Source organism: Streptomyces sp. CB02959 (assembly GCF_002803155.1).
In the GTDB taxonomy this organism is placed as follows: domain Bacteria; phylum Actinomycetota; class Actinomycetes; order Streptomycetales; family Streptomycetaceae; genus Streptomyces.
Window position 1 is genome coordinate 49,905 of sequence record NZ_NNBP01000042.1, and the last position, 23,637, is coordinate 73,541.

Sequence of the window (23,637 nt, forward strand, 5' to 3'; positions counted from 1 at the left end):
GGCCGATCGAACTCCTCCCAGTCATCCGACGCCGACACCGACGCTGAACACCCCGGGCAGCCCGGAAAACCACCCGCAACGGCAACGAACCGGACTCCGCCGCCCCCGCCCTGCCCCTGCGATCGCCATCGCCATCGCCATCGCCATCGCCATCGCATCGCGGACAACGGCGCCAGCAGGGCCTCCTGGATGACTCGTCGGGTAGACACCCTTCGAGCCGCCACGAGGCACTGTTCCTACGAAAGTAGGGGATGTTGACCGCCAACTGGCCGAGGTGGCAAGGGTGTTGCGTACCTATGCTGGCCTGGTGAACAAGGTGGCGGGGCGGGGCTGGCCGTGGTGGGCCGAGGCACTGATGATCTGCGTCGTCGGCGCGGGAACGGTGCAACAGGCGTATGCGGGTGCGGGTGCCACACTGCTCAGCCCCCGCGTCGCTCAACGGCCGTCTGGAGTGCGGACCTACGGGGTCGGGGGGGGCTGGCGGGTGGCGGCCACCATCCCGCTCGATGACCAGCACGGCAAGGGGGCGGCGTGATCCACACGATGATCGTCGACGACGACGGACAGGAAAGCAGGTCCACCACCCGCTCACCGGGCCACCGGGGATTCCCTGAAGCGCGTCACGGGCCGAACGCCCCTCAGCCTTGAACGACCCAGTCGGCCTGCGGGGAAGACGGAGCTCTGTCGAAACTCGGCCGGGCGGGTCTACGGTGTCATATCGTGACGGTTCTGATCATCGGTGGTAGCGGCTTCCTGGGCGCCGAGCTGGTCCGGCAGGCAGTAGCGGCCGGGCGACCGACCGTCGCGACATACGCGACCAGACCGGGTAACACGGCCCGAGTCTCCGCGGCGCCCGCAGGTTCCTCGCGGCAACAGAGTGACCCCGGCCTCGGCAATCCTGTCCTTGATGGTCCAGGCCGGGATGGAGGAGCCCTTGTGACCGGGTATTCCCCTGGCCCGACGACGCTCCCCCTCGGGCACCCCCGGCACACCGACCTGGAGGCGCCACACGGCCGCGACCTGCACCGGGTCTACTCCGAGGGTTCGCGCAGGCGCACGGCGAGGGCGGCGATGTCGTCGTCGAGGCGTCCTTTGCTGTACCGGAGCAGGTCGTGGTGCAGAGTCGTGAGCAGTTCGTGGGGCGGCGTCGGGGGCTGTCGGCGCATCCAGGACGCCAGCGGGAAGAACTCGCCGTCGCGGGCGCGGGCCTCGGTGACCCCGTCGGTGTAGAGAAGCAGCAGGTCGCCGGGGGAGAAGTCGAAGGTGTCGATGGTGTAGTGATCGCCGATCAGCTCCGCGAGGTTGAGCAGCGGCGAGGGGGCGGTCGGTTCCAGGGTGCGGACTCCCCCGTGGTTCAGGAGCAGTGGCGTGGGGTGTCCGCAGTTGAGGATCTCGATATGCCTGCCCCCGTGCGGCATCTCGGCCAGAAGGGCGGTGGCGAAACGCTCCACCGGCCCCTCGTGGGGGAAGGCGGCGTTGTAGCGGCTGCTGCTGGCGTCCAGCCGGCGCGCGACACTGACCATGTCGGCCTCGCTGTAGGCCGCCTCCCGGAAGGAGTTGACGATCGCCGCGGCCGCCCCCACTGCCGGCAGGCCCTTGCCCCGCACATCACCGATGAGCAACCTGACCCCGTATCGCGTGTCGACCACCTCGTAGAAGTCCCCGCCGATACGGGCCTCCGCCGCGGCCGCGAGATACAGCGACTCGATCTCGATGCTCCCGAAGCGGCGCGGCATCGGACTGAGCACCACCTGCTGCGCCGCATCGGCGACGAGCCGCACCTGAAAGAGGGTCCGCTCCCGCTGGAGCCGGACATGACTTCCGTACGCGGCCGCCACGGTGACCGCGATGATCCCCGCAGCCGTCCACCACGTCCCCAGGCCGGGGAACACGAGGCTGAGGCCGATCATCAAAAAGAGGCAGACCGTCCCCAGCAGCACGGTGGGCAGCACCGGCCACATCGCGGCGGCGAGGGCCGGCGCCGCGGGCAGGAGGCGGCTGAAGGCCATTTCCGGGGGAGTGGAGTATGCCAGGCCGGCGATGACCACGGTCAGCACGACCGGCGATAGCCGCACAAGCCTCCACCGGCCGTGTCGAAGGAGCCGTGGCCGCCCAGACTTGATCACGTTCCACAGAATATCTATATAAAGAGGACAAAGCGCTCTGACGGATCGGAGTCGGCAGCCTGTCGTTGACCGGCCTTGGCGTGCCGCTACCGCTTCGACCCCTCACATCCCCCGCGGCGGAAGGCCGAAGCCGCTCGAAGCGGACGAGCTCACGCGCCTGGCCCCCGCCGCCGTCACCCCGTATGCCGACGTCCTCACCCGGCAGGCTGCCCGCGAGCAACCGCCGCGCCCCCGTCGCCTCCCCGGGCGGCTCGGACGCGGCAGATGGGGGAGTGCCGTCTTGACCCGGCGCGGACACCTGGACGCTTACGCCGGTGCCGGTGCCGCGAACGGGGGCGCCGACCTTTTCCCGCTGTGCGCTGCTGCTCCCAGCCGACCTGGGGGTGCGCGGCGGGCACCGCGTCGACGGATGCCGTGGCCTGGAGCGCGACATCGACGAACATGACCAGGGGGGCGACGGTCAACTTCCGCTTCTCCAGGGCCAGTTCGAGTTCCGTCCAGCTCATGCCATGACCCCGTTGGGGAGTTGTCCTGGACGGCCATGACCGGCCTGACGATTCGGCCGCTCGTGAGGTTGTGGCTGTGGTTGTGGTTGTGAAGGCCCGCCGCCGGGGCCAGGCGCGTGAGGACTACGCGCCGGAGGGAGACCGCGGGACGCCGGCACGGCCCGGCTGCTGTCCGGGCTCCTCGGCGCGCAGGATCAGGCCCTAGAGGGAGAGCCGGTCCTGCGGGACGTGGAAGTGGTCGTGGAACGCCTGGCGGCCGGTTTCCGTCAGTGCCAGGGCGCGGCCCGTGCCGATTCTGGTGACCCAGCCCGCGTCCAGGGCGTGGGCGCAGATCGCCGCTCCGACGGCGCCGCCGAGGTGGGGGCGGCGCTCGGTCCAGTCCAGGCACGAGCGCACCGGCGGGCGCCGGGTGGCGGTGGGGAGCGCGAAGCCGTGCTCGGCGAGACGGGCGGCTCCGGCGGGGGTGAGCCGGGGTTCCGGTTCCCAGACGATCAGGCCATCCGTGACCAGGGCGTCCGTGACGGCCAGGCCGAGGGTGCCCGCGAGGTGGTCGTAGCACAGTCGCGCACGGGCCAGGGCCCGCGCCCGGCCGGTGGCGCCCAGCGACGTGGGGCGGGCGGGGCGGCGCGGCGCGAGTTCGGCCAGACTCTCGATCAGCGCCGTCACCTTGGGTCCCGCGAGCCGCAGGTAGCGGTGCCGGCCGTGCCGTTCCTCGGTCAGGAGACCGCCGCTGACCAGCAGGTTCAGGTGCTCGGTGGCCGTCGAGGGCGCCACCGCGGCATGCCGGGCCAGCTCGCGTGCCGTCCAGGCACGGCCGTCCAGCAGGGCCAGGCAGATGTCGGCACGAGTGTCCTCCGCCAGCAGCCGCGCCACCGCGGCGAGGTCCACGCCGACGTCCTTGTGCGCCTTGTCCCCCTTGCCCGCCGCCATACCCCAAGTATCCCGAGCCTCGATTCGGCCCGCACCGAACCGACGGCGTTCTACGCTCCCCGCCCTGACCGCCCCGAACCCCGCCGCCCAAGGAGCACGAACACCCGATGAAGCGACTCATCACCCAGTACCTGCGGCGCTGCACGGTCCCCGGCGCCCACGCCGCCAGCCCACTGGCCCCACCCGCGGACACCGCTCTCGCCATGGCCCGCACGCCCTCACACACACCGGACCTGCCGAGCAGGCCCACACCGGAGCTCGTCCTCACCGACGCGCCCCGCCCCTGCGACACCGCGGCGATCTCGAACGCCCTGGACCTCTTCAACACCGACATCACCGGCATCGACGACCGCCGCCCCCTGGCCGTCCTGGTCCGCGACCCCGGCACCCGCCGCATCCTCGGCGGCCTGACCGGCCGGACCTCCCTCGGCCTGCTGTTCATCGACCTCTTCCACCTGCCGCCCGAACTGCGCGGCTCGGGCCTGGGCAGCAAGATCCTGCACCGGGCCGAGGAAGAGGGGCGGGCACGAGGCTGCCAGGCCGCCGCCCTGTACACCATCAGCTTCCAGGCACCCGGCTTCTACGAGCGCAATGGCTGGCGCCGCATCGGCGAAGTGCCGTGCGCACCGGCCGGCACCAGCCGCGTCTTCATGACCAAGGAACTCTGAGGCCCAGGAACACACCTACGAGCTGCCCGCAGACAAAGGCAAGCACAGCGATGATGCCCGCGGCCGGCATCCGCCCGCCGCCACGGCTCCGACCCGCCCACCCGGTGTGGCACAGGAGCCAAAGGCACACCGCTCCCACTCCGACCCACGTCACCGGCTTCCGGCGCTCCGCTCACCACGCGTCGACCATCGGCGCGCCGGGCTCGTACCGCCGCCAAGCCGCACCGAGGCGCGCCAGCCGATCCACGGCGGCAATGCCGCGCAAGGACACGACCTTGCCGTCGCCGACGTCCAACACCACAGCGCCCACGACCCGGTCACCGACCACGGCGACAACCGCCGGGGAGCCGTTGACCAGCGCGAAGTGGAGCGCGGGGGAGCCACCGGCCAGCCGCCGCTTCGCCGCAGTGGGCCGGAAACCCGCCCGCACATAGGAGGCGATGCGCTCACGCGTCGTGTACCGCAGCAGCCGCCGGGCCAGCCCGGCGCCGTCCGAGACCGCGGTCGCGTCAGCGGTCAGCATCGCCACCAGCCGTTCGGTACGCCCCGACATGGCCGCGGCGAGGAACTCCTCGACGATCCGCCGACGATGTTCGCGCCACCACCGAGCGATGTTCGCGCCACCACCGACAGGCTGCCGGCCGAGCACGACGTACGGGAAGGCCCCGCCGGCAGGGAAAAGACGGCCCCGCTCAGGCAGTGGCGGTCAACGGCGCGCCGGCACTGGCCTCCCAGGCGAAATCGTCCAGGTCCTTGCAGGGGCCGGCGGCGCCGGAGAGCACGATCCGGTGGGATCCGGTGCCTTCGGCGGAGACGCCCACGTCTTTGGCAAGAGCCCGGCGCTTGTACAGCGCGAACTTCACACGGCCCGGGTCGCCGGCGAACTCGACGTACTTGCTGCCGAAGCTCTTGCCCACGCTCAGGCCCCGGTCGATGTAGAACTGCTTGCTGGCCTTCACGTCCTCGACGCCCAGCAGCAGCACCAACTCGTCGAAGCCCCCGGTGACCGGGCCGGTGTCCTTCTTCGCCGACGTCGCGATCTTCACGATCGTGCCGTCCGGGGCCTGGACGACGCCGCCGTAGCCCCACAGCGACTTCGAGGCGGCCTTGAGCGCAGTGGCACCGGCCTCCAGAGCCCCGCCGACGAGGGCGTCGACGTCGCCCGGCTGGGACACCACCAGCGACAACGCGAATCCGCGGAAGCCGGTCGTAGCATCCCCAGAGGCCCGTAGACGCAGGTGCGGCGAGTCGGGCCCAAGGACGGTGGAGTAGAAGCGGGTGGCGGCCGAGAGGTCGGCCACCTCCAGGATGACGGTGTCGATGGAGTTCATGCCCCCGACGGTAGGGGCGGCCCGGCAACCGGCGCTTCTTGAAAACTGATCGCTTCCGCAGGACACCGGAACGCCGCCACCACACGCACATCCCACCGAGGCCGCGGCCCGACATCCGCCGCCGACCCAAGTTGCCGAACTGGTGATCCACAGGCTTCGATGAACCCCGTGTCCCGCCCCTACGCCACGCCCGCACGCCCACATCGACCGGTCCGGCGAACGATTCTCGCGGCCGTGAGGACCACGATGCTCGGCCTGCTGACGCTGACCGGCTGCACCCGATGGGACGAGCCACCACCCCTTCCACCCGCCGGCGCATACAAGCACGACGCAGCCGCTGAGAACTCGCAGGCCCAGCCGATCCCGCGCGACGGCATCGCAGCGGCCCTCACCCGGCCGTTGAGGAAGGCCGGTTGGTTCTGCGCGCAGGCCCGGGCCAATGCGGATGGCCGTGCACTGTGGTGCCGGATCGCTCACCACGGCGCGGCAGACACGGTCCAACCACAGGTGGCGCAGTTCCTGCTCGACCGCGACGACCGACTCGCCTGGGCGTGGTTCCCGCCCACCGAGGCGGACCCCGAAGACCACAAGGTCGCCGCGGCCGCCGCACCGGCACTGACCGCGATCTGGCCCGACGCCGGTGCCCAACTCCGGACGGAAATCAACGACTTCGACGACGACCACCGCACCAACACCGCAGGCGACGACGACGAAATGCCCCGCACAGGCTGGCGGGACACGCACGCGGAGTACAGGTACGACTGGCTCAACGGACTGGTCGTCACCGCCCAGGACACCCCCGTACGGCGCTGGCCGTTCGGCTCCGATCACTACGCGACCTCGATGAGCTCCGCTGTCGACGATCTCCGCGCCGGCGGTTACGACTGCTCCTATCCACCCCAGCAGAACTGCAATCGCTCCCAGTCGAACGGCTACTTCCGTGTCACCCTCCGCGGCGACCAGATCGTCTCGGCCCAGTTCGGCATCGGCAGCCGGATCGAGTCCGGGCGGCAACAACACCCGCTCGGCCAGGAGTTCCCGCACGGCCTCACCTTTCTCACCGAGACAGTCCGCCGCCCCGTCACAGAACGCATCGAACAGTCCCGACGAACCGGCACCAGCTTCGCCGGCATCGTCGCCGGAACACTCGTGACCATCGACGCGCGCTCCAGCACTCTCGACAGAGGCGACCTGGTGGCCTACCTCGACATCCAGATCGGCGCACCGCTGGCCGCAACCCTCCCCGTCTGACCACGCGACCAGGACAGGCACCGCCAACGGACGCGCGTGACGACGACGGCACCCGTCCCAGCCCGCTGCGCGACCTGCATTCCGACCGGACTTCAACGGGATTTGATGGCTGCTGGTGCGATCAGCCATGGGCAGCATGTTTTGTCATGGATTCGTAACGGGCGGAGGCAGGGTGCAACGAGCAGGATGAACGGCCCGTCTGGAAGATCAGCAAAGCGCACAAGGCGCTTTGGCGAACGGATGGATCCCGGGGGAGATCCATGGGAGGGGAAGTCCATGACCAGGACGAAGAAGACCAGGATGACAACGCGCGGCGGCCGGATGGCCGTGGTCGGCGCACTGGGCCTGGCCGCAGTGACGCTGGCCGCCGGGCCGGCGTTCGCCAAGGGCACCGTGGACATCACGGCGCCGGGCACGGCGCAGGTCGGCAAGACCATTACGGTCAGCGCGCAGGGCGACGACGACAGCGCCGGTTACCTGCACCAGCTGTGCCTGGAGGAGAACGGCTTCGGCGAAGGATGGCACCAGGAGACCTGTAGCGCCGCCGTCAAGGGCGAAGCGAAGGTCACCGCACAGGGCACCGCCGCGCGCCGCGGCGACCTGCAATTCCGTGCCGTGCTGTACGGCCTGACCAGCGCGCACGACCAGCACCCGGTGCGCTTGCACGGCTCTGACGTGGTGACGGTGCACGTCCGCTGAGCCGGTAGCGCGGCAGTGTGGCCCGGCCGGATGGCCGGGCCACACGTGTGAGCGGGCGGGTCTTGGCGGGCGGCGCGGCCTGAGGGCGCCAACCCTCTGGCATGAAGGCCGCGGACCCTGTCAGAGCCCGGGTAGGCCGGGCTTCCCAGCCCGGCCGGGCAGCAGGTTCCCGGGGCGCTGGAACAGACGATGGGCGCCCAGCGGGCAGGTCGACCCCGGCCGGTCGGCCTCGGTGATGCCTTCGGTGCGGAGAGCGTCGAGGAACCGCCGCAACGGCAGCCGCCTGGCTCGGTCGGCACTAACGTGGAGGCAGCGCGTGCCAGGACGGCCGGCCGAGGTGTACACGTTCGGGGATGAAGGCCAGGCACGTCGTCCAAGGCGTCACACAGGCGGTCCACAATGGCCTGACGTCCGGTCAGGTCGCTGTCCGGCGGGGGCGGCTGGGCGTAGGTCAGGGCAGCGGCGAGCGCGGCCTGCTGACGGTACGACAGGTGTGGTGGCCCCGGCCCACCCCCGTGAGGGCCGGGGTGATGCTGATCCTCCGGGGGAGAGGGCGGTTCTGTCAATTAATTGGTGATCGTTCCCGCCAAGCCCCTCCTGGATCGGTCGATTTACCCCATTCGTCCAGGATGGTGGTTCCAATTAATTGGAGGTGCGACTGCCTCGGCGCGTCTCGGCTCGCCTAGGATCCAGAGCGTGTCGATACGAAAGCGGGAGTAGGAGTGGAACCACCCGAGCAAGGGGACGCGGCCAAACGGTTCGCTCAGCGGTTCAACCGCTTGAACGAGTCGATCTACCCCGCGACGCAGGACAGGCCCTACACCGAGCAGGAAATCGCCGACCAGATCCAGATGTCGGTCAGTCAGGTGAGCAACCTGCGAAACGGCAGGTCCGTGCCGCGCGGCGACAGAGCCATGCGGCTCGCCGCTCTCTACGGGGTTCGGCTCGACTACTTCTTCCTCCCGGACGACGCCGAGTACGTCATGGAAGTGGAGCAGCATCTCCTCGCCATCGACGTGGAACGGCGCGGACTGCCGCAGAAGCGAGCCAACCGGACGGCCGGCTCCGACAGTGGCCCGGCGAGTCCGATCGATGACGAGGTTCGGCACATCGCCGAAGGGCTGGCTGAGCTGCCCAGCGAATTCCGCGACGTGGTCGGCGCGCTCGTCGACACGCTTCGCGAGCGCATGGGTCTGCATCCCCGCGGCAGGAGATCACGGTGAATCGACCCGAAGTTGTGACGACGTGGCAGATACCAGAGGGTTGGGCTGGCGACATGGGAATCCGGGCTGAGCGGCAGCGAGTTAGGAAGATCCTTCGCGACCTCGGATTACCCGCTCACCCGACCTTGCAGGAGCTCTGCTCCGCCTACGAGCAGCGAACGGGGCGCACACTGCACCTCATCGAACGAGAGGTGCGTCCCGGCGAACCCTCGGGTGAGTACGAGCAGTACCTGCACGAGGACCGTATCTACTATCCAAAGGGTACAAGTCTGGCGCACCAGGCCCTGGTCAAGTGCCATGAACTCGCCCATCTCCTCCTGCATCACGCGCCCCGTCACAGCGCAATCGATCCAGAAGTGGTCCGGCGGGTCCTCGGGCGTTCCCACTACGCCGATCCGGCCGAACACGAAGCCGAGACGGTCGGCACACTCCTGTACTTGGAGCTGAATCTCGAACCGGAGGACGGGGCGGCCGCACATATCGCGCCGGCGCTGATCCACCGGGAAGGGCGTCATGCCTAGCAAAGAGACCGCCTACGACCTTGCGTACACGGTCGTGGGCCTGAGCCTCTACCTCCTGGCCCTCTACAAGGGGCGCGCCTGGCTCAGCGAACGGATTCCCAGCCTGCTCCTCATGACAGGGGCCGCACTGTCCGCCGGCAGCGGCTTCCTGGTGGCAGCGCCGCACAACTACCGCTGGATCGACCAGCTCGCCGGCGTCTCGAACCTCGCTACGTACGTTGTCTACAGCTCGATCACCGTGTGCTGCGCCTTCTACCTCTTGATCGTGATGCTCTGGAAGGGCGCATCCGCCAACACGGGCAGCACCGCCACCTCTGAAACCCGCAGGCAGGCGGAAGTCGATCGCCTCCGCCGCGCGGCCCGTTGGGTCGCACCCCTGTACACAGTCCTGCTGTTGCTGATGACGGTTCTCTTCTTCGCCGTAGAGCTGCCGACCGGTGAAAAACCACTGGACTTTGACACCACCTACGCCGAACACTCCACCATCACCGCATTCCTGATGGTCTATCAGGCAGGGTACGGCCTCGGCATCTGGTCGATGGCCTACTTCGCCTGGAGGCACTCCCGCAGGATAGAAGACCGCCTGCTCCGCACCAGCCTTACCTGCACGGCGATCGGCTGCATCTTCGTCGCCATGTACGGCGTCTTGAAGATCATCGCCATTGTCGGCATCAATGCCGGACTCCCGTCGATGGAGCCCATCAGCAACTTCATCGCCCCCGCCGCCGCTTCGGTAGGCGGCGACATCGTCTTGTACGGATGGGTGTACAGCGCCCTGAAGGCGCGCCGCCACCGCAATCAGGAGTTCCACGCTCTGGAGATACTCTGGAGGACGGTGACGCGGATCGACCCCGGCCTCATCCTGAAGAACCGGGTACCGCGCTCGGAGTGGGGCCAGCAGGTGATGGCAGTCCGACGGGCCGGAGAAATCCGTGATGGCCAACTGTCCCTGCGCCCATGGGTTTCACCCGACGTGGTAGAAACAGCCAGACGCATGGCGGAAGACCAAGACCTCCGGCCGTCACAGCGCGAAGCGCTGGCGGCTGCCGCGGCACTCCGCGCGGCGCTGCGCGCCAGGGAGGAGGGGACTGTTCCCTCCCCGGCATGTGACCATCTCCCGGGCATAGAGGTGCCCCCTCACGCCGAGAGGCAGCATCTCATCCTGGTCGGGAATTACCTCCACAGCGCACTTGTCGACAAGGTCCTGGCCGCCTCCCGATGATGCGCACAAGACTGAATTACGAGACACATCCAATGATCAAAAAAGCGCGGGTGACCTTCTGTGCCATGGACAACTGAGGAACAGCAGGAAGCCCAAGCGGTCTACCGGGAAATGGCGCTCACGCACTTCCCCGGCGATGTGAAGCTCGGGCTGAACCTCGGCTTCTACCGAACCTTCGCCGTCCCCTCCGTCGCCCGCGTACTGGCCGGCACAGGAAAACTGACCAGGCAGCCGCGTGTCCGAGCGAAGGCCACCGGCGAGCTCATGTACACCCTCATCGAGCACGGATTGGACACGGAGGAGGGGGAGGCGGCCGTACAGAAGCTGATACGGCTCCACTCGGGTCTTGCCGTCTCCAACGAGGACTTCGTATACGTACTGGCAGCGTTCTGCATCACGCCCATCCATTGGATCGATACGCACAGTTGGCGTCAGACGACCCAGGCCGAGAAGAGCGCAACCCACACGTTCTACTCACTCCTGGCCGAACGGATGGGCATCACCGACGTCCCCGAATCCTTCGAGGAATTCACCACATGGATGGACGCATTCGAAGTCCGCACATTCCGTAGCACCGCAGAAGGGCACAGCCTCGTCACGGCAACCCGGTCCCTGCTGTCCGACCGCATGCCCCGCCTCCTCTCACCGCTGGCCGACGGGATCTTCACCTGCCTTCTCGGAGAGCGGCTCCGAAACACCTTTGAGCTTCCGCGCCCCGGCCTACTCGTGAGAGGACTGGTTTCCGCCGCACTGCGGGGTCGACGCTTCCGGATGCGACGAGCCCGCACCCACGGCCCTTCGTCTCGTGCGGCCGCCCCCGCTGCATGATCACTGGTTTCAGAGCGGCTCGGAGCCGGCTGGACGCCGACTCGGCGTGAGGGCGCCGCCGAGAAGCAGACGTGGCTGGTCGGGGCATCCGGCCGGAACCGTCGCCGGGCCGGGTCGCGTCCCCTTGCGGGACCGTGGAAGGGACGCCCATGAGCATCGACGCACCCCACCCGTCCGGAAGGCGGCGGCCCGCGAGCGACCCGCCGCAGACATACATACCGCTGTGGCGACGGCTGCGTGAGGACGAATGGCCGCCGCTGGAGGAGGTGTTGCGGGGGCCGCGGGGGCAGATGCGCCCCAGGGTGCTGCTGATGCTGCTCCTCCCGTGCCTGTGGTGGCTGACCGTACCGCTGCTGGTCGGCTACCAACTGGCACGTACGGCCCGCCGCACGGCGCGCCGGATCTTCCCCGTACGCCCGGAAGGGCGCGCCGAGGATCCCGAGGTGCTCCGGGTGCAGCGGATACGGGCCTGGGCGGCCCTGGTCCTGTCGGGGGCACTGCTGGCCATGTTCGGTGGCTGGCAGGACGTGGCGGACGCACAGAAGCAGTTCCTGCAACGGCTGTTGTTCGCGCCCTGGATGGCGCTGTTGAGTGCGGCGGTGGTGGTGGCGCTGCTCTTCTGGGCGGCCGGGCCCGGGACGCGGCAGGCCATGCGGACGCAGCTGTGGCCGGCCGGTCGGTCGGCCCTGTGGTACTTCGGTGCCTGGACGCTGGTGCCGCTGCTGTTCACGGCGGCGAGCAAGGGGATGGGGCTGCTGCCCAGCGGTGCCAACGGGCGGTCCGGGCTGCTGCTCTGGGTGGCCGTGATGTTCGTGTGCTGGGTGCCGTTCTGGTGGGTGATCTTCTTCCTCTGCTTCGCCTCCGGTCCGGCGCTGCGCCACGCCTTCAACCTGTCCACCCTGCACGCGGCGCTGCCCGCGCTGGTCACCACCGTCCTGGTCTGGGTGTTCGCCTTCCTCGGCCTGTCGGCGGGCGGCCTGCCGCCGGGCCCGGCGCCGCTCGCGGTCTGCGCGTTCCTCGGTGGCCCGATGTCGGTGACGGCGGTGGCCTGGTGGGAGATCCACCGGCTGCGGCGGCGGCACGGGGTGCGGTGGCGGGACTAGCCCTGCGGAGCTGCGCGGCCGACTTCTCCCGCCACGAGGGCAGGCAACTCCCCAACTCCCCAACTTCCCATGGCCGTTCCTGCACCACGCCCGGAAGGCTGTTCAGCGGCACAGGCAGCCCAGGCCAGGCGACCTGATGCTGTGTCAGCCCGCGACTCCGGGCACGACCAGGCCGGTTTCGTACGCGATCACCACCGCGTGGGTCCGGTTCTGTGCGCCGAGCTTGGTCAGCACGTTCCCGACGTGCGTCTTCACCGTCTCCAGGCTCACCCCGCACGACTGCGCGATCTCCGGGTTGGACAGGCCGGTGGCCATCAGACGCAGCACCTCCTCCTCCCGTACCGTCAGCGCCGCCTGCGGCAGCGCCTCGGCGGAGCCCAGCGGGCGGGCGGTGACCATCTGGCGCAGGGCCGCCGGGAAGAGGATCGCCTCGCCCGCCGCCACCACCCGCACCGCCTCCGCGACCTTGGGGACCGGGAGCCGCTTGAGCACGAACCCACTGGCCCCCGCGCTGAGCGCGGCGGTGACATAGCCGTCGTTCTCGAAGGTGGTGATCACCACGACCTTCGGCGGCGCGGCCGACTCGGCGAGGAGCTGCCGGGTGGCCTCGATGCCGTTGAGGCGTGGCATCCGCACGTCCATCAGGACCACGTCCGGCCGCAACTGCCGTGCCCGCTCGACCGCTTCGACGCCGTCGGCGGCCTCCCCGACCACCGCAATCCCCGACTGGGCCGCGAGGAGCGTGCACAGGCCGCTGCGGGTCACCTCGTCGTCGTCCGCGATCACGAGGGTGACAGGGGGGCTGCTGGGGATGCCGACGGTGCCGAGGGCGGCGCCAGTCGTGACGGCTGCACTCGCGTCAGGGCTGGTCGTGACCGCTGCGGCGCTCGTGTGTGAGCCGATCATGCGGGCAAGCGTACCGGCAGCCGGACCGCGAGCCGCCAGCGCTCCGGCCCCCCAGGCGCTGACGCCCGCAACGGACTTCACCGCGTCCACGTCAGCCCGCGCCTCAACTGCCGAGGAATCCCTGCGGCGTTACACGCAGCAAAAGCTCCAGTGGAAACGCTGCGACACCAAGGGCCCCGACACCTTGCAGTGCGCGACGCTCACAGTGCCGTTGGACTACAGCGATCCCGACGGCAAGGCGATCGGCCTTGCGATATCGCGGCTGAAGGCGAGCAGCACGAAGGAGCGCCGGGGCGTTCTCCTGCTCAACCCCGGCGGCCCGGGCGCACCGGGACTGGACCTGCCGGCCGGCCGGCTGCAGAAGGCGGCGGAGGGCAACAACCCGGCGGAGGGCAACACCCCGGCTCCGTCCGGCACGCCCGGTCAGGCCGAGGAGTCCGACGACAACTACGCCTCCATTGCCTGGTCCGTCATGTGCGCCGATACCCGCACCTGGTCGCACGACCCCGAGCGGTACCGCCGCGAGGCGATCCGCGACAAGGCCCGGGATCCGCTGTACGGCGACTTCGCTGCCACGATCAAGCCGTGTGCCTTCTGGAGGCAGGGCAGTGAGCCGCAGACCAGGATCGACAACACGGTCGGCGCGCTGATCACACAGAACGAGTGGGACCCCCAGACCCCCCTCTTCGCGGGCCAGGCCATGCATCGGGCCCTGCGCGGCTCCCGGATGCTCACCGTCGCCGGCGGCGAGGGACACGGCGTCCTCTACGCCCCGGACGGCAACACCTGCGCGGACACGGCGGCCACGGTCTACCACGGGCAGGCTCCCCGCCAAGGACCTGACCTGCCGGGCTGCGGCCGGGCGAAAGTAGCAACCCGGCACGCTCCCGGGCGCCGGGCAGAGCCGTCGCACGCGCCGTCCGGCACCCGAGTGCACGAGCCGGCCCCGGACACTGCGCCACGGGGGAGAGGGCAGTGCCGGGGCCGGTGCGCCGAGCCCGGCCTAACCCCGCTGTGACATGGCCTTCTCCACTTCCTTGCGGATCTCTCTCGTGGGATAGCGCGTGGCCGTCCCGTAAGGGGCGAGCAGTCCGTCGACGAGTGATGAATCCTCCTCCACCAGTTCGGCCACCAGCTCGGTGCTTCCCGGCGGTACTTCCGAGGCCAGCATCTCCAGCACGGCGTTGGATGCGGTCGCCTCGCGTGCGTCATGGGCGCCGCCGATCAGGCCGCCCGCGCCGAAGCCGATCATGATGCCGAGCGGGCCGCCGAGGATGCCCAGGAGCCCGCCGATCAGGCCGCCGACGGTGAAGGCCCGGGCGGTTCCGGTGTTGTCGACGGCGTCGGGGAAGTCGAGGACGCCGTCGGCGTCGCGTGCGACGACCGCTGCCTCGCGCAGTTTCACCTCGCCGTTGGCGTGCGCCTGCCGCAGCGCGTCGAGCGCCTGCTGGCCGGCCTGCGGGCCGTCGACGTTCAGGAAAAGGATGTTGTCGTTCATGATGTCCACTGTTGGCGCTCCCCGCCCTTGGCGCACCCCAGCGGGGCCTGGCATGCCGAGGGGCCGGTGCGTTCAGCGGGCGGTGTGCAGGCGCTGACGTGGAGTGGTGATCAGTGCGCGCCGGAGGCTGCGGGTCCGCTCCTGCCGGACGACCTGAAGGTCCTCACGTGGTCCGGCCGGCGACCTTCGGCGGCCCTTCGTCGCGAACTGCCGCGCGGATCGAGGGCCGTCGGTCATGGCGAGTGCTCAGTCGCCGCGTTCGGTGTCCGCCTCGGCCAGCTCCCGCAGCAGCGGCAGGAGCTGCTCCACTCGCTGGGCGCCGAGTCGTTCGACGGGCCAGCTGTTGGCGCGGTCGGCCGCGGGGGTGACGCGGCGCAGGAGGGTGTGGCCCTCGGGGGTGAGCCGGACCTGGTGGCGGCGGCGGTGGGCGGGGTCGACCTCGCGCGTGATCCAACCGCGGGAGGCGAGCCGGTCGAGCATGGTGGCCATCGTGGACCGGTCGATTGCGGTGGCCTTGCCGAGCTCGACCTGGGTGAGGCCGGGGGAGTCGGCGAGGACGATCAGGACGGCGTACTGGGGAGCGGTGAGGTCGGGGACCTCGGCCTGCCAGACCGCGGTGAGCTGTTGCAGCGCCCGGCGCAGCAGATGCATCGGAATCTCGGTGAGGGGTTGCTCGGCCATGACCGTGGTGTCTCCGATCGTTGCAGCGCGGGTGGGTGTGGAGGGGCCTGGCGTGGGGGCTCCTGGCGAAGATCTTGGCACAGGGAGCAGGGCGGAGATGCCCGGGCTGAATGTCAGTACACGGAATGTCTGTACATTGATATCAGTGTACTGATAATCCTCACGAGGAGGTTCCCGTGCAGCATCCGTCCGATCTTCGCGAGCACATCGAGGCATTGGAGAAGCTGGGCGATCTCGACCACGTCCACGAGCAGGTGGACTGGAACCTGGAGACCGCCGCCCAGACCCGCTACAGCACCGAGCGCCGCCTCCCGGCCCCGCTCTTCGAGAACGTCGCGGGCGTCGCCGAAGGCTTCCGCCTGCTCGGCGCCCCGGCCGCACTGAGCTCCGACCCGAGCCGGCCCTACGCACGGGTCGCACTCAGCGTCGGCCTGCGGCCCGAGTCCACCGGACGCGAAATCGTCGAGCACCTGGTCGCCACCCGACACCGCCCGGGTGTGCCACCGGTCGCGATCGCCGCCGAGGCGGCCCCGGTCAAGCAGAACGTCCTGCTCGCAGAGGACGCCGACCTCAACCGCTTCCCCGTCCCCTTCGTGCACGAGGGCGACGGCAACCGCTACGCCAACACCTACGGCGTGATCATCGCCCAGACCCCGGACGGCTCGTGGACCAACTGGTCCATCGCCCGGATCATGATGATCGACGGCAAGCACATGACCGGTCTGGTCATGCACCCCCAGCACATCGCACAGGTCTGGCAGCAATGGGCCGACCTCGGCAAGCCCATGCCCTACGCACTGGTCCAGGGCGGCGACCCGGCGATCCCGTACGTCGGCGGCATCCCGATCGGGGACGGCGTGGCGGAAGCCGCGTACATAGGCGCACTGATCGGCCGCCCGCTGGAGGTGGTCAAGGCGGAGCTGTCCGACCTGATGGTCCCGGCCGGCGCCGAGATCGTCATCGAGGGCCACCTGTCCGTCCAACGGGACGGCGTGGAAGGCCCGTTCGGCGAGTTCGCCGGCTACATCCCGCGCGAGACCACCCTCCAGCCGATCTACAGCGTGGAGGCCATCACCCACCGCGACGCGCCGATCTGGCCACTGGTCGCGGAGGGCAAGCCGGCGGACGACTTCCACACCGTGACCGGGATCGGCGAAGCCGCCGGCGCGCTGGACGCCATCCGCGCGGCCGGCCTGCCCGCGGCCTCCGCCTGGGCGCCCCTGAGCTGTGCCAGTCACTGGCTGGTCGTCACCGCGCCGGGGAACTGGCGCGAACTGCTGCCCGGGGTCAGCGAGGAGCAGTACGCGCGCCGCGTCGGCGAGGCGGTGTTCGGCACCAAGTTCGGCTCCTGCCTCCCGCAGGTCTTCCTGATGGACGACGACTTCGACCCCGCCGACGACGCCGACCTGCTGTGGGCGCTGGCCACCCGCGTCCACCCCGACGGGCGCCTGGTCCGTTTCGAGGACAGCCCGATCCTGCCCCTGCTCACCTGCTACACCCCCCAGGAGCGGCACGCCGCCCGGGCGACCAAGGTCATCCACGAGGCCCTGCTTCCCGCACCCGGCGAGCGCGAGCGGCAGAGCACCTTCGCGGACGCGTACCCGGTCGAGGTACGGGCCAAGGTGCTGGCGCGTTACGCACGCTGACACAACGTCAGGGTGCCGGGCACACTCGCCCGGCACCCTGGCAGCCGCGGGCCGGTCTCGACGGGCCGGCCCGCGGTTCCCGGCTCCCGCTTCGACAGCTTGCACGAGCGGTCACCCGGCACTGATCCCGGCCATCGCAGGAACCGGTGCGAGGGGCAAGCAGGACCACCGAACGACACGAACACCAGGACACCAGGACACCAGGACACGAAAGGCCGTCTCATGCGACTGATCGTCGGAATGACCGGAGCCACAGGGGCCGTGTTCGGCATCCGGCTCCTGCAGCAACTGCGGGAACAGCCGGACGTGGAGACACACTTGATCATGAGCCGCTGGGCGAAGCCGACCATCGCCATGGAAACAGGCTGGACATCCCAGGACGTTGCCGCCCTCGCCGACGTCACGCACAGCGCGGACGACCAAGCGGCATCGATCTCCAGCGGTTCCTTCCGCACCGACGGCATGGTGATCCTGCCCTGCAGCGCGAAGACCCTCGCGGCGATCCGGGCCGGGTACGGCAGCGATCTGATCGCGCGGGCCGCGGACGTCGTCATCAAGGAAGGCCGGCACCTCGTACTCGGTGTCCGCGAGACGCCCCTGTCCACCATCCACCTGGAGAACATGCTGGCCATGTCCCGGATGGGCGCGACGATCCTGCCGCCCATGCCGGCCTTCTACAACAAGCCGGAGACCATCGACAACCTCGTCGACCACGTCGTCGCCCGTGTCATGGACCAGTTCGGCCTCGACAGCGAGCGAGCCGTGCGCTGGGAAGGCCCCTCCACAGCACGCGCCCGGCGCACCTTTCGCACTCCTCGACCGGCCGAACCGACAGAAGCCACCGGCTGAAACGCCCCACGCCGCCACCGTTCCCGAACTCAACAAGAAGAGCGGATGCCTCGGCCTGCCGCCACGTGGCAGTCCTGTGCGCTGTCTGGCGAGGCTCTGTTCCTGCCCCGCTGCCGACGACAGCGGCATCCGATCCACCCGGTGGCGCCGACGATTCGTATGCTCACAGCGCGGGGAACCGGAAGCGACTACGACCACCTTCGGAGGCGAACGAGCATGTCGGAACAGCGTGTTGTCCTGGTGACGGGCGGGGGAACGGGAATCGGGGCCGCCACCGCCCGGCTGCTGCGCACCGCCGGGCACCAGGTCGTGATCTCCGGGCGGCGGCCCGAGCCGCTGCGGCGGGTGGCCGAGGAGACCGGAGCGCTGGCCCACCCTTCCGATGCCGCCGACCCCCAGGCCGTGCGTGAGCTGGTCGAGGCGACGGTGACGGCCTACGGCAGACTCGACGGTGTGGTGCTCAACGCCGGAATCGGGCGGGGCGGCGCGGTCGGCGACACCGAGGTCGAGGACTGGGAAGAGCTGATACGAACCAACCTCACCGGCCCGTTCCTGCTGCTGCGGGCCGCGCTGCCGCATCTGCTGGCGGCCCGCGGCGCGGTGGTCGCGGTCGCCTCGGTCGCCGCGCTCCGCAACAGCGCCGGCAACGCCGCCTACGCGACGTCCAAGGCAGGTCTGCTCCACCTGTGCCGCTCCCTGGCCGTCGACTACGGGCCGCAGGGGCTGCGGGCCAACACGGTGTGCCCGGGCTGGGTGCGCACCGAGATGGCCGACCAACGCATGGCACGGTTCGCGGCGGAAGCGGAGCTGGCGGGCGGTGCCGAAGCGGCATACGAGGAGGCCAACCGACTGAATCCCGCCAGGCGGCCCGGTGATCCGGAAGAGGTCGCCGAGGCGATCGACTGGCTGCTGTCGCCCGCCGCGTCCTACGTCAACGGAGCCGTCCTCACCGTCGACGGCGGGGTGACCCAGGTCGGCGTCGGCGGCGCCGCCTTCGACTACCGGATCGAGGCGCGCACCCCGCGCACGTAGCGGACCACCCGACGGGAGGCTCGGCCTGGACTACGCCCCGGCGGCAGACGTGCTCGACGCCGGGGATGTCGATGCCGGCGGCGCGGGCGAGGCGGTGGCCGACCTCGGCCAATCGGCAGACAGGCCACCGCTGGGCCGCCCACGATCCCGGCACCGAACCCGGTGTTGAGCGCGCCGGTGGCCTGCTCGGTGCGCAGCCGGTGTTCCCGGCCGCAGCCCGACGACAGCTGCTCGGCGACCGCGTGCGACACACGCCGCACACGCCGCCCGATCCGCTCGACATCCCCGCACCCGCACTTAGACGCAGGCCGATGTCGGCGCCCCGGGCATAGCGGTGCCGGAGCCGCCTGGCCGTCGTCAGCCGGCCGTGACTGTCGGGCCCAGCCGTACCGATGCATCGATCACCAGGCTGCCGTGAGCCTGCGGCGGCACGCGGTCGCCAGGCTTCTGCTCGTGCTGCCTGGCCGGAGGGTGTCGCCATCTGGCCAACTATCTGGCCGGCTTGGCGATTGTCGGGCACCTCGCGCAGGGAGCTGACGGGGTATGGGGCTTGGTCGAGGTGCCCGCACCCCGCTTGTGGTCAGGAAAGGGAGCCGGAGTTGCCGGAGCCGCCTAGCGAAGGAGACGAAGGGCGGTAGTGCATGGCAAGGCCAGCGTGCTGGTCCGGCCTGGCGGCACGGTGCGCGTCAGGGTGATCGAGGCGAGCGCGACGTCCGTGCAGAAGAAAGGCCGCAATCCGAGCTAACCAGCCGGAGCGAGTATTCATCGTGATTACCTCCAGTTGTCGTATGTCGATCGTAACGGTCCCCAGATAATTCCGATTCAGCACAGGGGAGTTGAGAGTGGGCCGCTAGCCGCGGCTGCTCACCGGCCACAGCCGAGCTCCGATCCCCGAGTGCTGGTTGCTGGACAGCCAGCTGCCGCTGGCGGGGCGTAGCCCGGGAGCGCAGTCTGGCTGCCGTCCGCGGGGGCGAAGCGCCGCAGGAAGGACGTGGGAGTGACCGCCGGCGAAGCGGAGAGCATCCTGGCAAGGGCGATCGAGGCCGGGTTTCAGGATCCCTCATAAAGCCAGCTGCGGGCACAAAGCCCCTCAGGAAACGGCTTTGAGGTTCTCGCGGCGCTTAGCGTTCTCCCGGCGGCGACGCTTCTCGGCGAGCATGGCGTTGAGCTGGTAGACACCAGGGCGCTGCTTCATGACCAGCCGTGCGGGACCAGGGCGCGTATCGGAAGTGCTGGCTGTGACACATGCATAGTGCTTAAGGTGGTTGGCGTGACTGGTGAGAGTGATCTGCAGAAACTGCTGAGCGGTATGCGTCCGGAGCTGGCTCCGGGCCGCTATGTGTTCACCATGGTCGAGGGCGGTGTGCCCTCCGGCGTCACCCCTGTGGTCACAGTTGCCGAGCGCGAGGGCTTGACCCTGGTTGTGCCGCTTGAAGAAGCGGATGCGGCGGGGCTGGCATACGACTACGTGGCCGGCTGGATCACTTTGCGCATCCACTCCGCGCTCGAGGCGGTCGGCCTGACCGCCGCGGTCTCGCGGGAACTCACCGACGCCGGCCTGAGCTGCAACGTCGTCGCCGGATTCCATCACGACCACCTGTTTGTCCCGTACCAGCACGCTGACCGAGCGATGGCCGTCCTGGAGAGTTTGGCGCGACGCTCCGCCTGAGCCGGTAGGGGGAGTACCGGTCGCGGCCACTCATTGATGACTGTGACGAGGACGGTCGCCCCGTACCGGACCGCGACCTGGTCATACCGCGTGGTGACGGCCCGGTGCCTGGTCGACCTTGTCCGGAATGGTGCAGCGAATACCCTGCTGTCGCAGGTGGGCCCGGTTCTTTCGGGATACGTACGCCTTTTCCGATGGGCTTTTGGCCCTCCCAGCTCGGCGTTCTTCACCAGCCGGCGTCGTCGGTGCGGACGGCGCTCCTCAGCCCGGTCGGCGATCTCACACGGATAGAAGGGTGCCCCCCCGCAGGTTCGAGATCCGCGGTGGGCGGCGGGCCTGGCATGTCAGAGGCGGCCAGTAGCCTCAGGCGCCATGGGCATTCAGATCGATGTTGTAGTGGGTTACCCGATCAACGATGAGGTGGAGAGGGTGCTCGGGCTGGCGGAGGCGGTCGGTGAGCCCGTCACTGTCACGTTCATGTGGGAGGGGAATGGAGGAGTGGAGCGTGCCGTGCTGGTGCCCGCGGCCACGCTGGCGCTCTGGGAGCATTGGGCCCCTACCGCCTATCCGAAGGGTGACGCCGGGGACGAGAGCTGGGCCGAGACGGCAGAACCGGAACTGGCTCACCCGGCGGAATTCGGTGCGTTCACGCTCTTTCGCCGTCGCGTAGGAGGGCGCACGGCGGTGGCTCGCGGTGGCGTGGTGGTCGCCGAGCTGCTGGACCCCGGCGAGGCGCACTGGCTCCAAGAGCAGGCCCGCAATGTCCGCCAAGGCTTCATGGATCCGAAGCAGAAGGCAGCGTTCGAGGAGTTCCTTGCCCGACAGCCGTCGCTCGATGAGCAGTGACGCGCCGACTCATGTGCTTCGGCCGTGACTTTCCGACAGTTGGCTTTATTCACGAGGTCGGACTCTGATTCAACCTGTGTGGTGCAGTCACACTCGGTGACTCGGTGACTCGGTGACTCGGTGACTCGGTGACTCGGTGACGATCGAGATTGAGTCAGGGGTGCGGCAAGGGCCGGTTGATACCGCTTCTGGTCCTGTGCACCCCGGCCCGAAGCTCGGCTCCCGGTGCTACAGAGCAATCAGACCGGCTGCCGTCTCCTTGAAGCCGCAGGCATCGAAATAGAACGAACGCAGGTGCTCCTCGAAGTCGACGTGGAGCCATTCGCACTTCGCGGCACGAGTTTCGTGAGCCGCGGTTGCGACCAGCGCGGCGCCAATGCCTCTCGCCCGGCGATGCCGGGCGACCACCGTGTCCAGGAGGAAGGCGTGAACTCCGCCGTCCCAGACAACGTTGACGAAGCCGATCAGCGATCCGTCCTCCCAGGCACAGACCCAGCCGAGGCTGTGGCGCTCAAGTCGTTCTCGCCAGTCAGTCTGAGCGACCGGGTGGTCGAAGCCGTCGGCGTGCAGGGCGTTGAGGGCGGCGTTGTCGAAGTCGCCCCGCCACTCGTACTCGGTCGTCATTCCGGCGATCGTAATGTCCGTGCCAAGTTCATTGATCCGATGAGGAGTTAGGGGAACTCGCTGCGGAGGAGTTCGAATCCAGCCGCCGCTGAACATCTGCCGCTTGAGCATCGTGATCCGGTTGACATGGCCCTCCACGACACCAGAGTTCCACGGATACGAGAGGCCGGCGAGAACTCACCGCCAAGGAGCACACCAAGCGCGATTTCCCCACCACGCCCACCACGCCCAGCACACCCACCACGTCCGCTACGCCCACGGACGGTACCGGCACGGGACAGACGCCACCCGCCTCCGCCTTCACCCATTCTGGCCGGATTGTCAGCATCGACTGCCGTCTCGCCTCCCGCCAGGAGAAGACCGCCCAGGGTGTCGCGCGGGAGCGCCTTGATGACTGGGTCCGCGGCTGCGAGGACGCCATGAGGGACCTCCCGCGTCAGTGAAGGCCCATCGTCTTGAAGCCGCTGGTCACAGGCAGCCGTTGGGTGTCGGTGAGATGGCCGGCCCGGCCTGGGAAAGGCATGGTGACCGTCAGCTGGTCTTCGGAGGCGGTTGGCGTCACGAGGCTCCGAAACGTCGGGCAGAAATGACGCCGGTGCGGTGGTGGGGAGTGAGGGACATCCACGTCGGGGTCGTGTGCCTCCGGGCGGACGCCGGCGGTCACCCCGTTCGATGCGGTGGCTTGTAGAGGTCGTCAAGGCGCAGCGGCGCGGGCTGGGGCAGGGGTGGGCCGTCCGTCGGCAGGCAGGACTGGAGGAAGTAGGCGAGCAGGCGGCGGGATGCGGCCATGGAGGCCGCCGGGGACTCTTGCACGACGCCGTTGTTGGCCAGGAGCAGGAGGGTGACGTCGCTGGGGTCGAAGTCCTTGCGCAGCTGTCCAATGTCCTTCGCACGCTGGACCAGCTGGGCGAGGCCTGCCTCGGCGCGGGCACGCTCACGATGGACGTCGGGCGCGTCGGGAAACTGGGAGAGGAACGCGGCGCTGAACCCGCGGTCCTGGGCCTGCATCATGCACACCTTGGTGAGGACGCTGCGAAGTCCGTGCCAGGGATCGTCGTCCTGAAGGGCCTCGTCGAGCGCCGCGACGCACTGGCTGAGTTGTTCGGAGAACGCAGCGGCGATCAGCGAGCCGCGGGTCGGGAAGTGCCGGTAGAGGGTGGCGGCACCCACACCCGCTCTGCGGGCGATTGCGCTGGAAGAGACGTCGGTGCCGTCGAGGGCGTACGCCTCGCGGGCGGCCTGGAGGAGCCGGGCGCGGTTGTGCCGGGCGTCGGCTCTCTGCCCCGGGGCGCGGGGGCCGGAGGCGGAAAGGGGCGGATTCCGAGGCAGTTGGGCAGGCATGTCTCCCACTTAATCACAAACGGAAGAGGCCGACCGTTTAGCGGGTTAGCGTGACTTGATGCCGCGGTGCCCCGCGGTCAGCTCTCTGCCGCAGAGGTGAGCGGCTGCGAGTTTCTCTGCTGAACTACTCGCCATAT

General features: G+C 69.3%; 24 protein-coding genes and 2 pseudogenes. 16 read left to right on the top strand and 10 right to left on the bottom strand.

The genetic code is table 11. The features are described 5' to 3' along the window. Positions 1-307: 307 nt before the first annotated feature. Both CG747_RS50310 and CG747_RS50315 read left to right on the top strand, forming a co-directional pair. On the top strand, positions 308-535 hold the full coding sequence (locus tag CG747_RS50310) for a hypothetical protein (protein ID WP_257981098.1): 228 nt from the start codon (positions 308-310) through the stop codon (positions 533-535). Positions 536-720: 185 nt separating this feature from the next. Beyond that, a pseudogene (locus tag CG747_RS50315) lies at positions 721-831 on the top strand (dTDP-4-dehydrorhamnose reductase); the annotation flags it as partial. 200 nt (positions 832-1,031) lie between these two features. On the opposite strand, the gene CG747_RS42245 reads toward CG747_RS50315, so the two are convergent. The 3 genes from CG747_RS42245 to CG747_RS42255 all read right to left on the bottom strand — a co-directional run bounded on the left by CG747_RS42245 (position 1,032) and on the right by CG747_RS42255 (position 3,562). Continuing rightward, complete coding sequence (locus CG747_RS42245; protein WP_100607207.1) at positions 1,032-2,075, bottom strand: PP2C family protein-serine/threonine phosphatase; 1,044 nt, start codon at positions 2,073-2,075, stop codon at positions 1,032-1,034. Positions 2,076-2,320: 245 nt separating this feature from the next. Next, positions 2,321-2,632 (bottom strand): hypothetical protein, encoded by a 312-nt coding sequence (locus CG747_RS42250; protein ID WP_100607208.1) that lies wholly within the window; start codon positions 2,630-2,632, stop codon positions 2,321-2,323. A gap of 201 nt (positions 2,633-2,833) precedes the next feature. After that, positions 2,834-3,562 (bottom strand): helix-turn-helix transcriptional regulator, encoded by a 729-nt coding sequence (locus tag CG747_RS42255; protein WP_100607209.1) that lies wholly within the window; start codon positions 3,560-3,562, stop codon positions 2,834-2,836. 107 nt (positions 3,563-3,669) lie between these two features. On the opposite strand from CG747_RS42255, the gene CG747_RS42260 reads away from it, so the two are divergent. Next, a complete protein-coding gene (locus tag CG747_RS42260; RefSeq protein ID WP_257981099.1) occupies positions 3,670-4,230 on the top strand; it encodes a GNAT family N-acetyltransferase in 561 nt (186 codons plus the stop codon). Between the two features lie 172 nt (positions 4,231-4,402). Here CG747_RS42260 and CG747_RS42265 read toward each other — a convergent pair. Continuing rightward, positions 4,403-4,816 (bottom strand): annotated as a pseudogene (locus CG747_RS42265) (RNA polymerase subunit sigma-70); the annotation flags it as partial. A 106-nt stretch (positions 4,817-4,922) separates the two neighbouring features. Next, the gene (locus tag CG747_RS42270) at positions 4,923-5,561 is read right to left on the bottom strand and encodes a glyoxalase (protein WP_100607210.1); all 639 of its coding nucleotides are present in this window, start codon (positions 5,559-5,561) and stop codon (positions 4,923-4,925) included. 234 nt (positions 5,562-5,795) lie between these two features. Between CG747_RS42270 and CG747_RS42275 the strand changes: the two genes are divergently transcribed. From CG747_RS42275 to CG747_RS42305, 7 genes are all read left to right on the top strand, one after another. Next, a complete protein-coding gene (locus CG747_RS42275) occupies positions 5,796-6,812 on the top strand; it encodes a hypothetical protein (protein ID WP_100607211.1) in 1,017 nt (338 codons plus the stop codon). Between the two features lie 276 nt (positions 6,813-7,088). Next, positions 7,089-7,511, top strand: a complete 423-nt coding sequence (locus tag CG747_RS42280) for a hypothetical protein (RefSeq protein WP_100607212.1) — start codon at positions 7,089-7,091, stop codon at positions 7,509-7,511. A 722-nt stretch (positions 7,512-8,233) separates the two neighbouring features. Further along, positions 8,234-8,734 (top strand): helix-turn-helix transcriptional regulator, encoded by a 501-nt coding sequence (locus CG747_RS42285; RefSeq protein ID WP_100607213.1) that lies wholly within the window; start codon positions 8,234-8,236, stop codon positions 8,732-8,734. Further along, the gene (locus CG747_RS47645; protein ID WP_146022260.1) at positions 8,731-9,255 is read left to right on the top strand and encodes a hypothetical protein; all 525 of its coding nucleotides are present in this window, start codon (positions 8,731-8,733) and stop codon (positions 9,253-9,255) included. Before CG747_RS42285 ends, CG747_RS47645 begins: the two co-directional genes overlap by 4 nt. Beyond that, positions 9,248-10,477: an MAB_1171c family putative transporter gene (locus CG747_RS42295; protein ID WP_100607215.1), complete on the top strand. Its 1,230-nt coding sequence runs from the start codon at positions 9,248-9,250 to the stop codon at positions 10,475-10,477. Before CG747_RS47645 ends, CG747_RS42295 begins: the two co-directional genes overlap by 8 nt. Positions 10,478-10,537: 60 nt before the next feature. Beyond that, on the top strand, positions 10,538-11,305 hold the full coding sequence (locus CG747_RS42300) for an oxygenase MpaB family protein (RefSeq protein ID WP_257981100.1): 768 nt from the start codon (positions 10,538-10,540) through the stop codon (positions 11,303-11,305). Between the two features lie 149 nt (positions 11,306-11,454). After that, a complete protein-coding gene (locus tag CG747_RS42305) occupies positions 11,455-12,408 on the top strand; it encodes a hypothetical protein (protein WP_257981101.1) in 954 nt (317 codons plus the stop codon). 144 nt (positions 12,409-12,552) lie between these two features. Here CG747_RS42305 and CG747_RS42310 read toward each other — a convergent pair whose 3' ends face one another. Beyond that, positions 12,553-13,314 carry a response regulator transcription factor gene (locus CG747_RS42310; RefSeq protein ID WP_257981102.1) on the bottom strand — a complete coding sequence of 254 codons (762 nt, stop codon included), beginning with the start codon at positions 13,312-13,314 and terminating at the stop codon, positions 12,553-12,555. Here CG747_RS42310 and CG747_RS42315 point away from each other — a divergent pair. Then, on the top strand, positions 13,313-14,332 hold the full coding sequence (locus tag CG747_RS42315) for an alpha/beta hydrolase (protein ID WP_257981103.1): 1,020 nt from the start codon (positions 13,313-13,315) through the stop codon (positions 14,330-14,332). The genes CG747_RS42310 and CG747_RS42315 overlap by 2 nt on opposite strands. Here the strand turns inward: CG747_RS42315 and CG747_RS42320 are convergent. Then, positions 14,318-14,812, bottom strand: a complete 495-nt coding sequence (locus CG747_RS42320; protein ID WP_146022261.1) for a DUF1269 domain-containing protein — start codon at positions 14,810-14,812, stop codon at positions 14,318-14,320. The two genes, CG747_RS42315 and CG747_RS42320, sit on opposite strands and share 15 nt — an antisense overlap. A 246-nt stretch (positions 14,813-15,058) precedes the next feature. Further along, a complete protein-coding gene (locus tag CG747_RS42325) occupies positions 15,059-15,493 on the bottom strand; it encodes a MarR family winged helix-turn-helix transcriptional regulator (RefSeq protein ID WP_180985959.1) in 435 nt (144 codons plus the stop codon). Positions 15,494-15,669: 176 nt separating this feature from the next. Here CG747_RS42325 and CG747_RS42330 point away from each other — a divergent pair, with 176 nt between their 5' ends. The 5 genes from CG747_RS42330 to CG747_RS42355 all read left to right on the top strand — a co-directional run bounded on the left by CG747_RS42330 (position 15,670) and on the right by CG747_RS42355 (position 21,535). Beyond that, positions 15,670-17,139 carry a UbiD family decarboxylase gene (locus CG747_RS42330; protein ID WP_100607218.1) on the top strand — a complete coding sequence of 490 codons (1,470 nt, stop codon included), beginning with the start codon at positions 15,670-15,672 and terminating at the stop codon, positions 17,137-17,139. Between the two features lie 222 nt (positions 17,140-17,361). Beyond that, positions 17,362-17,988, top strand: a complete 627-nt coding sequence (locus CG747_RS42335; RefSeq protein ID WP_100607219.1) for a UbiX family flavin prenyltransferase — start codon at positions 17,362-17,364, stop codon at positions 17,986-17,988. Between the two features lie 216 nt (positions 17,989-18,204). After that, positions 18,205-19,020, top strand: a complete 816-nt coding sequence (locus tag CG747_RS42340) for an SDR family NAD(P)-dependent oxidoreductase (protein WP_100607220.1) — start codon at positions 18,205-18,207, stop codon at positions 19,018-19,020. Between the two features lie 1,270 nt (positions 19,021-20,290). After that, complete coding sequence (locus CG747_RS42345) at positions 20,291-20,689, top strand: ACT domain-containing protein (RefSeq protein ID WP_100607221.1); 399 nt, start codon at positions 20,291-20,293, stop codon at positions 20,687-20,689. Positions 20,690-21,061: 372 nt separating this feature from the next. Further along, positions 21,062-21,535, top strand: a complete 474-nt coding sequence (locus CG747_RS42355; RefSeq protein ID WP_100607222.1) for a hypothetical protein — start codon at positions 21,062-21,064, stop codon at positions 21,533-21,535. A gap of 228 nt (positions 21,536-21,763) precedes the next feature. On the opposite strand, the gene CG747_RS42360 is transcribed toward CG747_RS42355, so the two are convergent. After that, positions 21,764-22,159 carry a GNAT family N-acetyltransferase gene (locus tag CG747_RS42360; RefSeq protein ID WP_100607223.1) on the bottom strand — a complete coding sequence of 132 codons (396 nt, stop codon included), beginning with the start codon at positions 22,157-22,159 and terminating at the stop codon, positions 21,764-21,766. Positions 22,160-22,819: 660 nt separating this feature from the next. Then, positions 22,820-23,500: a TetR/AcrR family transcriptional regulator gene (locus CG747_RS42365; protein WP_100607224.1), complete on the bottom strand. Its 681-nt coding sequence runs from the start codon at positions 23,498-23,500 to the stop codon at positions 22,820-22,822. Positions 23,501-23,637 lie beyond the last annotated feature (137 nt).